The organism is Rhizobium sp. P1_B8, from assembly GCF_056406515.1.
The window spans coordinates 1-12,581 of record NZ_JBFTZZ010000014.1; the positions used below are offsets into that span (position 1 = coordinate 1).

Below are 12,581 nucleotides of genomic sequence, written 5' to 3' on the forward strand. Positions count from 1 at the left end.
CTGCCCAAGTTCCATGTGGCCGAGCATCTGCGGACCGGACGGCTCGTCCACGTCCTGCGGGACTGGGCGCCGCCAGACTTATGGTTGACCCTGTATTACCCCCCGTATCAGGTGCTGCCGCCCCGTATCGCCTCGTTCTCGAAGTTCTTTGAACAGCAGGTCCCGGCGTTCATGGCCGTAATGGAGTGAGTTGCGGTCGCGATGCCAAGGCGACAAGCCAGGGAAGCTTTTGGTGAGGACGCCCCAAACGCGCTTATCCGCCTGAAAATCACCCCTTTATACTAAATCGCCGGTTCAGATCGCCTGAAGGCGATCATTTGGAACGCCATTCGATGATGGTCAGAAGCGCGAGTGCTCATTGGACGATCCTTGGGACACTTCATGCCGATGACCTCGGCACAAGCCGCCCCCGCATGACAACCAGTTCGGCATCGCGCTTGCCCGTTATCATTGCGACCATGGCGTTGATCATCTCGTCGGTGGGCTGTTCGTAGCTGGTCAGTTCGTAGGCCGGAGCCCCGCCGAGTTCGATGTTGTCGAAGCCGACGACTGCCAAGTCTTGCGGAACTTTGAGACCGAATTCGCTCCGGGCGACATCCATCGCTCCCAGCGCCAATATGTCATTTTCACACATCAATACATCGATGCGCGACGCGGGCGAAGTTGCACTCAAATAAGTACGTGCCGCTTCGGCGCCGGCCTGGGCGCTGTATCTTTCCGCGGCCAATTCTGTGACGCCTTCGACACCTTTCCGTCGCCAGAAATTTGCATAATGATGGCGCCTGCCCAGCGCCGTCGACAGGGTTCTCGCCCCCGTCATAAAGCCGGGACGGCGATAGCCCTTGTCGAAGAGGTAATCGACGATCTCGCTGAGAGCGAGTTCTGCATCGCAGGCAATCGCGGGAACGCCGGGGATTTGGCTGTCTCTTGCAAGAACGAACATCGGCGGGAAACCTGGGCCGAGCCGTCGATCACCCAGTGTTTCCTCTCGAAAAGCGGTCCCGAATAGGATAACGGCGTCGAATTGTCGTTGGTCGGCGTTGATCAAGGCGTGAACGTGATCGAAATGGCGGTTGATGTTGATCAATACGGTCAACAGACCCTCCGCCTGCAGGCGCTCGGTCAACATCTCCAGAACCGGAAGCTTGTGCGGATTGGCGAAGTCGTCAACGAAGACGGCCACCTGGTGGGTGGTGTTCGTCGCAAGACTGCGGGCAAGCAGGTTAGGCGAATAGTTCAGAACCTCGGCCGCCTGAAGCACTTTTTGTCTGCTTGCGTCCGTAATCGACGCACCGGGCGTGAACGCACGAATGACGGTCCATTTCGACACGCCGGCGGCTTCCGCCACCTCTTTCGCCGTCGCCCGTTTGCGCATGGCCGTCTCCTCCTGATTGGAATGAATATTCCACAAAAAAATAAAAATGGAATGGATGCTTGATTTTTGTCGACAATAAAGTAGTTTTATCGAGCTTGCTACCGGGTGCAAGCGGAGTTGCAACCGGTAGCATTGGGAGAGTTCGCGTAGTGCGGACTGTTTTTGGGAGGGTAAAATGAAATTCGGTTTGAAATCGCTTCTCGCGGGCGCGGCCGTTGCTGGTGCGCTCATGTGCTCTTCGGCAATCGCCAATGCCGCTGACATTCGCATCGTCGCCGTCACCCACGGCCAGGCCAATGATCCTTTTTGGTCCGTCGTCAAGAACGGGGTCAACGCAGCGGCGAAGGACATGGGTATTAGCGTCGATTATCGCGCTCCGGAAACTTTCGACATGGTGTCTATGGGGCAGCTCATCGATGCTGCCGTCAATCAGAAGCCCGACGGACTCATCGTCTCCATTCCAGACGCCTCGGCACTCGGTCCATCCATCAAGAAGGCCGTCGCCGCCGGTATCCCGGTTATTTCCATCAATTCCGGTTCCGACGTTTCAAAGGAGTTGGGAGCGCTGCTGCATGTCGGCCAGGACGAATATACCGCCGGCAAAGCCGCCGGTGGGAAACTGCATGAGCTGGGCGGCAAGGAAGGCCTGTGCGTGAACCAGGAGGTCGGCAATGTTTCGCTCGATCTGCGCTGCAAGGGCTTTGCCGACGGCTTCGGTGGCAAGGTCACGGTTCTACCCGTCAGCAACGATCCGGCTGATGTCCGTGCGAAGGTCAAGGCGGCGCTGAGTTCCAATACGGGTGTCGATACGGTCATGGCGCTTGGTGCCGGCACGGCCGGCGAGCCTTCGCTCGCGGCCGTCGAGGATGTCGGAATGACCGGCAAGATCAAGGTGGCGACATTCGACCTTTCAGCTGATTTCCTGAAGGCCGTGGCCGACGGTAAGGCAGCCTTCGCGATCGATCAGCAGCAGTTCCTGCAGGGCTATCTGCCGGTCGTATTCTTGGCCAACTATGCCAAATACGGGCTTATCCCCGGCGGTAATGTTCCATCCGGCCCGAACCTTATCACCAAGGAAAAGGCCGCCCAAGTCGTGGACCTTTCCGCCAAGGGCATTCGCTAACTGGAATTGCCGAAAGGCATTCTCCCAGAATCTCCTCCCCTTGATGGGGGAGGGGGTTTGGCTGACTGACCGCGCTGCCGAGCAGCGCCAACGCTACCCTAAATTATGATCCGTGGGAGGAGTTATGGCTTCGCTTGAGCAGAGAACGGCGGCTGCGCCGAAGGCCGATGAGCGCGTCAAACAAGTAAGTGTTCTGACGCATATGATGCGGCGGCCTGAGCTTGGTGCCGTGGCGGGCCTTGTTCTCGTCATCGTCTTTTTCTTTCTCACCGCTGACCGTACCATGTTCTCGCTTTCCGGCCTGATGACCATCATGGCGCCGGCGTCGCAATTAGGAATCCTTGCCATTGCAGCAGCGCTTCTGATGATAGGCGGCGAGTTCGATCTTTCGATCGGCTCGATGGTGGCCTTTGCGGGATTGATCTTCGGCGTCATCCTCACGAATTTCGGCCAGCCGCTTTCGGTTGCCATCGTCATGACGATGCTCTTCGCCGCGTTCATGGGGGCGATCAATGGGCAGATCGTCATTCACACGCGCCTTCCGTCCTTCATCGTGACCCTGGCATTCCTCTTCATTCTCCGTGGCCTGACGCTCGTCGGCCTGAAATGGGCGACCGGCGGCTCGACACAGCTTCGCGGCATCGGCGACCGTGTGAAGGACAGTCCGCTGCTCGGGCTCTTTTCCGGCGATGCGCTGAAGAGCGTATTCCTCTGGCTCGCAGATCACGATCTGATCGACAAATTTCCGAACGGCATGCCGAAGGTCACAGGTATCCCCGTGTCGGTCTTGTGGTTCGTCGCACTTGCCCTGGCTGCAACCTGGGTGCTCCTGCGCACCCGCATGGGCAACTGGATCTTCGCAGCCGGTGGCGATCCGAATGCAGCGAGAAACTCAGGCGTCCCTGTCCATAGGGTGAAGACCGGCCTGTTCGCCTTGACGGCATGCGCGGCCGCACTGGTCGCCATCATTACCGTGCTCGATGCTGGCTCGACCGACGCCCGACGCGGCTTTCAGAAAGAGTTCGAGGCGATTATCGCCGCCGTCATTGGCGGATGCCTGCTGACAGGCGGCTATGGTTCGGCGATCGGCGCTTTCTTCGGCGCGATCATCTTCGGCTCGGTTTCCATTGGCCTGACCTATACCAAGTTCGACTCGGACTGGTTTCAGGTCTTCCTCGGCTCGATGCTGCTGCTGGCTGTCCTCTTCAACAATTTCATCCGCCGCAAGGTTACCGGGGAGCGCTGATCATGTCTGATGTCAATAGTCGAACGCCGATTATCGAAGTAACTGATATCGTCAAGCACTACGGCTCCGTGATCGCTCTCAACGGTGTCTCAATGCAAGTGTCGGCCGGAGAGGTGCTTTGTCTGCTCGGAGACAATGGCGCTGGCAAGTCCACCTTGATCAAGACGCTGTCCGGTGTCGTCCGCCCAAGTGGCGGTGCCTTCCTGGTCGAAGGCAAGCCGGTCAATTTCCGCAGTCCGCGCGATGCGCTCGATGCAGGGATTGCGACCGTGTATCAGGACCTTGCCATGATCCCGCTGATGTCGATCACCCGTAATTTCTTCATGGGGCGGGAGCCTCGCAAGGGCTTCTTCCCTTTCCGTCACCTCGACCTTACGCATTGCAACGATGTAACGCGGGAAGAGATGCGTAAGATCGGCATCGATATCCGCGATCCCAATCAGGCAGTGGGCACTCTGTCTGGCGGCGAACGCCAATGCGTTGCGATTGCGCGTGCGGTCTACTTCGGCGCCAAGATCCTCATTCTCGATGAGCCGACTTCGGCGCTCGGCGTGGCGCAAACCTCGATGGTGCTGAAATACATCCACCAAGTTCGACAGAGCGGATTGGGCGTCATTTTCATCACCCATAATGTCCGCCATGCCTATGCGGTGGCGGACCGCTTCACCATCCTCAATCGGGGCCAGACGCTTGGCACCTATGCCAAGGCGGATATCGCGATGGATGCGCTGCAGAACCTCATGGCCGGCGGCAAGGAGCTGCAGCAATTGTCCGAAGAGCTCGGCGGTACGATCTAGCCGGCTTGCTTCCGAGGCGGCGACCGAGCGGTTTTCAAACTCGTCGTCGCTTTTCACTCAATCATTAATCATGGAATACGGTCATGAACGACGGTTCGTCGAATGCCTCATCCCCCTTCACGCTCGCGGTCTGCGCCGAGATGGTCTTCAAGTCGCTTCCTGTCGTCGACAGGCTGAAGCGTATCACTGAACTTGGTTTTCACGTCGAGATCTGGGATTGGACGAAACATGACATCGCTGCCCTCGCAAGATCAGGAGCGGTCTTCTCGTCGATGACGGGCTATGTAACCGGCACGCTAGCGGATGACGATGGTGCGGACGAATTGCTGCGAACCGCGAAGCAATCGATCCCGATCGCCAGGGAGCTGAATTGCCCCCGCCTCAACCTGCATGGGACCGGTCTCGACGGTCAGGGCCTGCCGGTGGTCAAGGCCGAGAAGGTGACGGGCGCCATGTGGCTCAAGGCGCACGACACGCTTAGCCGCATCGCCGACCTCGGCGAGAAAGAGGGCGTCACCTTCGTGCTCGAAAACCTCAATGAAGCAGTCGATCACCCCAAGACACCGTTTGCCAAGGCTGAAGATACGCTTGCGCTCGTTTCGTCGGTAAACCGACCGGCGCTGAGGCTCAATCTCGACCTCTATCACGCCCAGATCGGCGAAGGAAACCTGATCGAGCTGTGCCGTCGCGCGCTGCCTCATATCGGGGAAATACAGGTGGCAGATGTTCCCGGCCGCATGGAGCCGGGCACCGGAGAGATCAACTACAAGGCAATCGCTCGTGCGCTCAAGGCTATGGGTTATCGCGGCACGATCGGCATGGAGGCCTGGGCCTCCGGCGATGATGAGACGGCGCTTGCCCGTTTCCGCGACGCCTTCACGGTTTGAAGATTTCGATAGTCAAAACTTACATATCACGGAGCAATATCAATGATCAGATTTGGAGTGATTGGTGCCGGCCGGATAGGCAAGGTGCATGCCGCAACCATTGCGGCGAACCCCAAGGCCAAGCTCGTCTACGTGGCGGATGCCTTCAGAGCATCGGCTGAGGCGCTGGCCGCGCAGACGGGCGCCGAGGTTGCCGATGCGGAAGATGTCATCAAGTCCTCAAACGTCGACGCGATCCTGATCGCGACGCCGACACCCAGCCACGCCGATCTCATCGAGGCGGCCGCGAGGGCCGGTAAGGCAATCCTCTGCGAAAAGCCGGTGTCCCTGTCGGTCGAGCGCATCAATGCCTGCCTCGACGTCGTCGAGAAGAACAAGTCGACCTTGATGATCGGCTTCAATCGCCGGTTTGACCCGAACTTCGCCAGTGTGGAAGCGCGCCTGCGCCGGGGCGATGTCGGCGAAATCGAGATTGTGACGATCACTAGCCGAGATCCCACACCGCCGCCGGCGGATTACGTTAAATCCTCCGGCGGTCTGTTCCGCGACATGATGATCCATGACTTTGACATGGCCCGCTTCCTCATCGGGGAGGAATTCGTCGTCGTGAATGCACTTGGATCGTCGCTCGTCGACAAGGCGATCGGCGCCGAGGGCGATGTGGACACTGCCGCCGTGCAGATGCAGACGGCTTCCGGGCGCATTGCCGTTATCACCAATTCACGCCGGGCGACTTACGGCTACGACCAGCGCGTCGAAGTCCATGGGTCCGCCGGCATGCTTGCGGCGAGGAATATTCAAGCAACGAGCGTCGAGCTTTCCAATGCGAACGGCGTAAGCGGCGATCCCGTCCAATATTTCTTCCTTGAACGCTACGCCCAGGCCTATGCCAACGAGATCAATGCCTTCATCGACGCGATCGACAGCGGCGACCGCTCGCCGAAGCCCGGTGGGCTTGATGGACTCCAGGCTCAGAAACTGGCGGAGGCCGCTACCGTCAGCTGGCAGAAGGGCAGGCCAGTTGAGGTCGAATAACAAGCTTCGATGCGATGCGGAAATGTCGTCACATTGCCGCACTGCTACCGGAGGTGACGCTTCCTTTTAATAGGCTTCCGGGTCGCCAGTACATTGCCGTAGGGCGGCTTTGCGAGGTGAAGTGCCATGATGCAGGACAGGATTCATTGTCCTCCAACAACATTGGAGGAACTGAAGTACCAGATCGCCAAGCGCCAGATCGTCTTCCCCGATCGTCTGGAACAAGTCGCTAAACAGATCTTAGCGCAGCCGGAAATGATTGCATTCGAAAGTGCCGCTGCGATTGCGCGCAATTGTAAGGTTTCTCAAACCACGGTTCACCGACTTGCACAGCACATCGGGTTTCGAACATTTGGCGAGTTTCGCGCGATGATAAGAGATCATCTTCGCAAGATTTCCGCAAATCATCGCTAGAGGAGCGAAGGTGGTCGAATTCACTCTGGGTTTCGATCCGAGCCCCGAGAAGGCTGCGTCGACCATAATGGCCGAAAAATAAGCACTGGATTTATATTACATTGCGACAAGTGCATGGCTGACTGCCATCGGGCAGCATCAGCGTTGCAAATGGAGACGCCCAGGAGCAAGTGAGATACGCACTGCGCCCTTCGCCCTTAGATCGTATACTCCGGTTCAGACAAGGTCTGGTCCATCGTGATTCCGGGGAGGTTGAAGTGGCGCTTGCCCACCTGCCTCGCCGGAATGCCGGCGACCGATGTATAGGCTGTAACGGCATTTATGACCACGCTGCCTGCACCCACCTTGGCGCCAACGCCAATTTCGATGTTGCCGAGAATCTTGGCACCCGCTCCGATAAGAGCGCCGCGTCGTACCTTGGGGTGCCGGTCGCCGGTTTCCTTGCCTGTCCCTCCCAATGTAACATTCTGGAGTATGGAGACGTCGTCTTCGACGACCGCAGTCTCGCCGATGACCAGGCCGCTCCCGTGATCGAGCATGATGCTCTTCCCCATCTTTGCGGCGGGGTGAATGTCCACACCGAAAACTTCAGAAATTCGGCTCTGGATGTGGCGCGCCAAATGGAGGCGGTCATGATGCCAAAGCCAGTGGGCGACCCGTTGTCCCTGCAGAGCTACAAAGCCTTTGAAATACAGGAATGGCGTCAGGATTTCCGTGTTCGATGGATCGCGTTCCTTGATCGCGGTCAGGTCAGCGGCGGCATCGGCGACAATATTGCGGTTGCCGACGAATGCCTGGGCAATCACCGCCAGCAACTCGTCATGGTCGAGGTCGTGATTGGCCAGTTTGATTGCGACCCGCTGAGCGAGCGCCTGGGCGAAACTCGCATGATAAAGCACTGCGGAATTCATGGCGCGCGTGAGTGCTGCATCCTTGGCCGAAGCATTGACGGCCTCCGCGCAAAGAGCCTCCCAGATAGCGGCGACCTGAGGCGAGGGGGATGGCTCCGTCGACAGATTGCTCAAGCTGACCAGTGGAACCGTCATGCTAGCTTCCTTCTGCATGCGGGATGACGCGACATCCGGCATGGAGACGTTAGGTTAATCTCGCCCGCGATAGATGGTCTAAAATTACGTGGATCTTTGCAGCCACTCTAAAATTCCTCTCTTTTTTCGCAAGAACCGGGAAATTATTTCCAAGTCACTGCATCGCCCGTCAGCCGTGCTCCGGAATGCACAAAGCCGGCAGCCAGAAGGGAGGCCAAGGCCCGCCAGACGCCAAAACCACGCAGTCATCGTTCCAAGTCGAATAGTGCTTGCGTTCCGGATATCATTTTCTATTATTTTGGTAGAGAATTATGCGACTGGGCGGATCGGGCGGATGTAGGCGGACCGGTCCAACGCAGAAGGAGCCGATGAATGACTCTTCTCTCGTCACGTTCTTCGAATTCGGAGAGCCAGAATGCGGACCATCTCGCAAGGATTGCGATTGTCGGCCGAGGCTTCACGGGGATCATGACCGCAATCGCTCTTTTCAAAAGAGTTGATCGGCCTTTCCATCTGGTGATGTTCGATCCGCGAGCAAAGATAGATATCGGCGAGGGCATAAGTCAGCCCGCGTCGACGGTGCTGACCAGCCGCGTTCGCGACCTTTCCGTTGATCCCGGACTGCCGGGCGATTTTCGCCGGTGGCTGGAAACGGATGACACATGGCGCGATCGCCTGATCTCGGATCCTGCCGGTCTCGAACACGCCTTTGTGCCCGGAGAAATCTTCAGCACCTATGTGTACAAACGCTTCGCCGAGGCCCTGTCCGATCGGCCTGATGTCATCGTGCAATTTGGCTCGGATACCGTAACGGCGATCGATAGGCATCTGGACGGAGGATATTCCGTTTTCCTTGGAGCGGAGCAGCGAACCCGCTTTGACGCGGTGTTTCTCGCGACGGGTTACGGGATGCGGGAAAATTCTGACGCGGCGCCTGCCGGTGAAACGCAAAGCGCCGTCGTGATCGGCGGCGGCATCCACGCGGTCGACAGGGCGCTTGGATTGCTGGCGGACTCGAAGATTTCCCATGTCACATTGATCTCGGAATCGGGCTTCCTGCCTCAGTCACATACTCCAGCCGCCGTCGGAGCTATTGTCACGGACCAACCCATGCCGGGAACGCTACGCGGCGCGTTCCGTTTTCTGCGCGAAGCCGCCAACAGGGCTGATCTGGAAGGTTCGGGTTGGCAAGGCATCATGAACGGCTTTCGTTCACGCGCGCGCGACCTCTGGGCGGGACTGACGCCAGAAGAGCGTGCACGGTTCAAACGCCATGTGAAGGCTATTTACGACAGTCATCGCAACCGCTTGCCGCCTGAGCACTATCAGCGCCTGCATCATGCGATCGCCAGCGGCGCGATCACCGTGAGGAAGGGAAAAGTGAATTGTATCGCTACAAACGGCGTGCTGTTTTCGGCCCCGACCGGGCTTGAGGTCCTTCCCGCGGAACTGACGATAGACTGCCGTTTCCGGCCGTCCGGAACCGATAGCCCGCTTGTCCGCTCGATCATCATTGCGGGTCTTGCAACGCGGGACGAACTCGAGATCGGTATCGTCGTAGACGAATGCGGGCGGACCAAGGCGAGCGCCTTGCATGGGCTGTTCGCGATGGGACCGCTTGGCCTGGGCAGCCTTCCGGATATCGATCTGGTGCCTCAGATCGTCCAGCAAAGCCATGCGGCTGCGTCGTTGCTCAACAGCTGGATTGGTGAAGTGGCTAAAAGCGCAAGACGTCGTCAAAGCCTGTGACGACGTGTGAGAGTTATTGTCCCAACCTGTGAATGGATGGCAACAGCCGACCAAAGCTGCATCGCCGCGCCGGGCGATGCAGCGCGTCGGGAATGGGGTGCCGTCAGGCTGTTCGCGATGCCTGGATGACTGTCGGTGGCGCAAGCGGCGGCAAGCACCGCGCGATATGAAGCTGCATGGTCGTCGCCTGTCCGGCCGCGCTCACGCGGCCTTTGCTTTCGGCTTGGCGGCCTTGACGTGGGTTATGCTGCGGCGGCCGTCGACGCTGACGGGGACGTCGCCGTCAACGGTGGCGCGGCGCACGACCCGGTGCTGGTCGCCGTAGTCGTTGACGGCATAGTGCTGGGTCGCGCGATTATCCCAGATCGCCACATCTCCAGCTCTCCAGCGCCAGCGCACGGTATTTTCCGGGGCGGTAACGTAGGACTGGAACACCTCGTAGAGTTTCGCGGAGTCGCTCTTCGACACGCCGATCAGGCGCTGAACGAAATTGCCGAGCAGCAGCGATCTTTCGCCGGTTTCGGGGTGGACACGCACGACTGGATGCTCGGTCTCGTAGATGGTCGAGGTGAAAACTTCCTCGAAATGCTTCTTCTCTTCAGCGGTAGCACGAGGACGCACGGCTGCGTAGTCATAGGCATTGCTGTGAATGGCCCATAAATTGTCCGCTAGCAATTTGAGCGATGCCGGCAGACTTTCGTATGCGGCATGGGTGTTGGACCAGATCGTATCACCTCCAGCCGCCGGAATGACGACGCCGCGAAGGACCGAGAATTTAGGATAGGCATCCACGAAGGTGACATCAGTGTGCCACTGGTCCGCCCTGCCGCCGCCGCGGCTGGAATCGAGATTGAGGATGGAGGCCGTGCCGGTCACCGGACCCTGGGTTGGATGAGGCACAAGGTCGCCCAGGCGGCGTGCGAATGATTCCTGTTGGGCATCGTCAAGATGTTCCTGGTCGCGGAAGAAGATGACCTTGTGTTTCAGGAGAAGCTGGTTGATGGCCGCCACCGTTGCGTCCGAAAGGTCTCCGCCGAGGCGAATACCTCTGATTTCGGCTCCGACGCGGCCGGTCAGCGGCACGACATCGGACGCGCGGATGATCTGATTGACGAGAACTGGATTGCTCATGGAAACCTCCTGGCTGATCTTGGAAGAAGACGGCAAGTCACATGCGCCCAACGAAGCATCCGCCGGGCGTTCGAAAATCTCATTGTTAAAATCTACAGGGCTATGGAACGCTATAATCTATAAAATCAATAGACAAAATATTCTAATTTTGTCCGTTTGCCCGAAACAGCCACCTTCGATAGTTCCTTCTCGCCGATGAATTCCTCACTTGGGGCCTTCAGCGATGCATCGTTTCACCGAACGCGCTCGTGCCAGAAGTTGGGAGCTCCCAACTTTCGTGACCCCTGAATGACACGCAGGCAAGGCAATCACCCATCAAAAAGCTCGCAGATTCGCGACTTGAACTAAAACGTCGCTCCCACAAATCAGGGTCCGCAGACCAGCAGCGCCTTGGCCACCGATTTGTTCAGCAAGACACTCAGCGTGGCGGGGATCCTGCTTGTCACTTCGGAGAATTTGGGCCCCGATATCGTCACGCCGTGGCGCTGGGATATGCCGCTGAGCGCTTCCGTCCGGATATGTCGGATACTTCGGGCGCTCGGAACTCAACACCTGTCATCAAGAACTGTTCCCAGCATCGGCTTCGCTTCTATGATGCGAGACACGAACCCCGCCGGTCCGACGGCTTTCACCTCGCGGCTTAAAAAGAGACTATTTCGCGCAAAAAAGAAACATCCTATGCGTTTGTCGCATAGCTGAAGTGAGAGATTGTCGCTGTTTTAAACCGATTGAACCGCCTATATTCCAACCATCGAAACGACGCCGGAGCCAAGCAAGGTTGCTGACGTCATACAGCCCTCAGGAAAGGGGATTATCATGAACGTAGCACGCTCTTTCAACAACTGGCGCAAGTTCCGTCAGACCGTCACCGAACTCGGCCGCATGTCCAGCCGTGAGCTGCAGGACCTCGGTATCGACCGCGCCGACATCCGCAGCGTTGCCCGCGCATCGATCGCGCGCTAATCGCACAGCACTTGGTATTTAATACTGCTTGACGCCCGCTCCTGACGCGGGCGTTTTTGCGTCGAATGCCATGGCTTAGGTCGGTTTAATCCTCGTTCGTATTGCAAGATATCCGACTTGTATTTCTTGCATAGCTGCAGTGCAGCATAAGGCATTGGCACTATCCATGGTCGGTGTATGATGAGACCCATCGAAGCAATGCACCTCCTCCCGCAAAGCTTCGACTTTCAGATGGCCCAATCCTCCTCCCAAGGGACGTCTGTCGGAACAGCGGCACTCCTCCTCCCAGTCGCTGTTCGGTTTTCAGAAAGCCTGCCGCACCTCCTCCCGCGGCAGGCTTTTTCGTATCCCGAACCTTCCCTGCTGCAGATCGATTGAGTGCGCCTGTTCCCACGTCGCGTCACCCACTCAATCGTAGGCGTCTTCCTTGGGACCGGCTGGGGTTCCCTGGAGGCGCCTGTCGCAGACCCTCGGACTCTGTCGTCCTAAAAGGAGGTCTGTTTGCCGGGGGCCGGGTCCCGCTTTGGCGCGATATCCGCCCAACAGCTGACCCACCGAATGTCTCGGTTTCGCGAGTAATCCGGCGTCCCAGAAACGGCGTTGGTGAAGTGGCTGTCGGCTATGACATCATCCATGAAGGAGGTGCCGGCAGGCTAAGCGGATCGCTATGAACCTCCGCCCGCGTCAACGGCTTCAATGAACTCGTCTAATGTTTTTCCAAGCACGCGGACCTCATCCGACCATGCGCCGGCAAAGACAAACGGAATCGCCGTAACTCACCAAATGACTCGAGCCTGAGCTTCATGCGGATACTG

11 protein-coding genes and 1 pseudogene are annotated in these 12,581 nt (G+C 58.2%); 9 read left to right on the top strand and 3 right to left on the bottom strand.

Going from position 1 to position 12,581, the window contains the following annotated elements; translation table 11 throughout:
• A pseudogene (locus AC1D2N_RS17155) lies at positions 1–189 on the top strand (LysR family transcriptional regulator); the annotation flags it as partial.
• A 190-nt stretch (positions 190–379) separates the two neighbouring features.
• Here the strand turns inward: AC1D2N_RS17155 and AC1D2N_RS17160 are convergent.
• Positions 380–1,375: a LacI family DNA-binding transcriptional regulator gene (locus AC1D2N_RS17160; RefSeq protein ID WP_018448919.1), complete on the bottom strand. Its 996-nt coding sequence runs from the start codon at positions 1,373–1,375 to the stop codon at positions 380–382.
• A gap of 175 nt (positions 1,376–1,550) precedes the next feature.
• On the opposite strand from AC1D2N_RS17160, the gene AC1D2N_RS17165 reads away from it, so the two are divergent.
• From AC1D2N_RS17165 to AC1D2N_RS17190, 6 genes are all read left to right on the top strand, one after another.
• Positions 1,551–2,498: a sugar ABC transporter substrate-binding protein gene (locus tag AC1D2N_RS17165; protein ID WP_047622197.1), complete on the top strand. Its 948-nt coding sequence runs from the start codon at positions 1,551–1,553 to the stop codon at positions 2,496–2,498.
• 124 nt (positions 2,499–2,622) lie between these two features.
• Positions 2,623–3,744 (top strand): ABC transporter permease, encoded by a 1,122-nt coding sequence (locus AC1D2N_RS17170; RefSeq protein ID WP_018448921.1) that lies wholly within the window; start codon positions 2,623–2,625, stop codon positions 3,742–3,744.
• Positions 3,745–3,746: 2 nt separating this feature from the next.
• On the top strand, positions 3,747–4,541 hold the full coding sequence (locus tag AC1D2N_RS17175; RefSeq protein ID WP_018247048.1) for an ATP-binding cassette domain-containing protein: 795 nt from the start codon (positions 3,747–3,749) through the stop codon (positions 4,539–4,541).
• An 83-nt stretch (positions 4,542–4,624) separates the two neighbouring features.
• Positions 4,625–5,428 carry a TIM barrel protein gene (locus AC1D2N_RS17180; protein WP_018247047.1) on the top strand — a complete coding sequence of 268 codons (804 nt, stop codon included), beginning with the start codon at positions 4,625–4,627 and terminating at the stop codon, positions 5,426–5,428.
• A 42-nt stretch (positions 5,429–5,470) separates the two neighbouring features.
• Positions 5,471–6,463 (top strand): inositol 2-dehydrogenase, encoded by a 993-nt coding sequence (gene iolG, locus AC1D2N_RS17185; RefSeq protein ID WP_018247046.1) that lies wholly within the window; start codon positions 5,471–5,473, stop codon positions 6,461–6,463.
• A 126-nt stretch (positions 6,464–6,589) separates the two neighbouring features.
• On the top strand, positions 6,590–6,877 hold the full coding sequence (locus AC1D2N_RS17190; RefSeq protein ID WP_018247045.1) for a MurR/RpiR family transcriptional regulator: 288 nt from the start codon (positions 6,590–6,592) through the stop codon (positions 6,875–6,877).
• A gap of 197 nt (positions 6,878–7,074) precedes the next feature.
• Here the strand turns inward: AC1D2N_RS17190 and cysE are convergent, their stop codons facing one another.
• Complete coding sequence (cysE, locus tag AC1D2N_RS17195; RefSeq protein ID WP_018247044.1) at positions 7,075–7,923, bottom strand: serine O-acetyltransferase; 849 nt, start codon at positions 7,921–7,923, stop codon at positions 7,075–7,077.
• A gap of 372 nt (positions 7,924–8,295) precedes the next feature.
• Between cysE and AC1D2N_RS17200 the strand changes: the two genes are divergently transcribed.
• Complete coding sequence (locus tag AC1D2N_RS17200; protein WP_130654124.1) at positions 8,296–9,672, top strand: FAD/NAD(P)-binding protein; 1,377 nt, start codon at positions 8,296–8,298, stop codon at positions 9,670–9,672.
• Between the two features lie 201 nt (positions 9,673–9,873).
• Here the strand turns inward: AC1D2N_RS17200 and AC1D2N_RS17205 are convergent, their stop codons facing one another.
• Positions 9,874–10,803: a TauD/TfdA dioxygenase family protein gene (locus tag AC1D2N_RS17205; protein WP_018247042.1), complete on the bottom strand. Its 930-nt coding sequence runs from the start codon at positions 10,801–10,803 to the stop codon at positions 9,874–9,876.
• An 816-nt stretch (positions 10,804–11,619) separates the two neighbouring features.
• Here AC1D2N_RS17205 and AC1D2N_RS17210 point away from each other — a divergent pair.
• Positions 11,620–11,766: a DUF1127 domain-containing protein gene (locus tag AC1D2N_RS17210; RefSeq protein ID WP_003552150.1), complete on the top strand. Its 147-nt coding sequence runs from the start codon at positions 11,620–11,622 to the stop codon at positions 11,764–11,766.
• Positions 11,767–12,581 lie beyond the last annotated feature (815 nt).

Excerpts from the sequence above, each read along its gene's own strand:
- AC1D2N_RS17160 (WP_018448919.1), bottom strand. The coding sequence starts at position 1,375 with ATGCGCAAACGGGCGACGGCGAAAGAGGTGGCGGAAGCCGCCGGCGTG.
- AC1D2N_RS17165 (WP_047622197.1), top strand. The coding sequence starts at position 1,551 with ATGAAATTCGGTTTGAAATCGCTTCTCGCGGGCGCGGCCGTTGCTGGT.
- AC1D2N_RS17170 (WP_018448921.1), top strand. The coding sequence starts at position 2,623 with ATGGCTTCGCTTGAGCAGAGAACGGCGGCTGCGCCGAAGGCCGATGAG.
- AC1D2N_RS17175 (WP_018247048.1), top strand. The coding sequence starts at position 3,747 with ATGTCTGATGTCAATAGTCGAACGCCGATTATCGAAGTAACTGATATC.
- AC1D2N_RS17180 (WP_018247047.1), top strand. The coding sequence starts at position 4,625 with ATGAACGACGGTTCGTCGAATGCCTCATCCCCCTTCACGCTCGCGGTC.
- iolG (WP_018247046.1), top strand. The coding sequence starts at position 5,471 with ATGATCAGATTTGGAGTGATTGGTGCCGGCCGGATAGGCAAGGTGCAT.
- AC1D2N_RS17190 (WP_018247045.1), top strand. The coding sequence starts at position 6,590 with ATGATGCAGGACAGGATTCATTGTCCTCCAACAACATTGGAGGAACTG.
- cysE (WP_018247044.1), bottom strand. The coding sequence starts at position 7,923 with ATGACGGTTCCACTGGTCAGCTTGAGCAATCTGTCGACGGAGCCATCC.
- AC1D2N_RS17200 (WP_130654124.1), top strand. The coding sequence starts at position 8,296 with ATGACTCTTCTCTCGTCACGTTCTTCGAATTCGGAGAGCCAGAATGCG.
- AC1D2N_RS17205 (WP_018247042.1), bottom strand. The coding sequence starts at position 10,803 with ATGAGCAATCCAGTTCTCGTCAATCAGATCATCCGCGCGTCCGATGTC.
- AC1D2N_RS17210 (WP_003552150.1), top strand. The coding sequence starts at position 11,620 with ATGAACGTAGCACGCTCTTTCAACAACTGGCGCAAGTTCCGTCAGACC.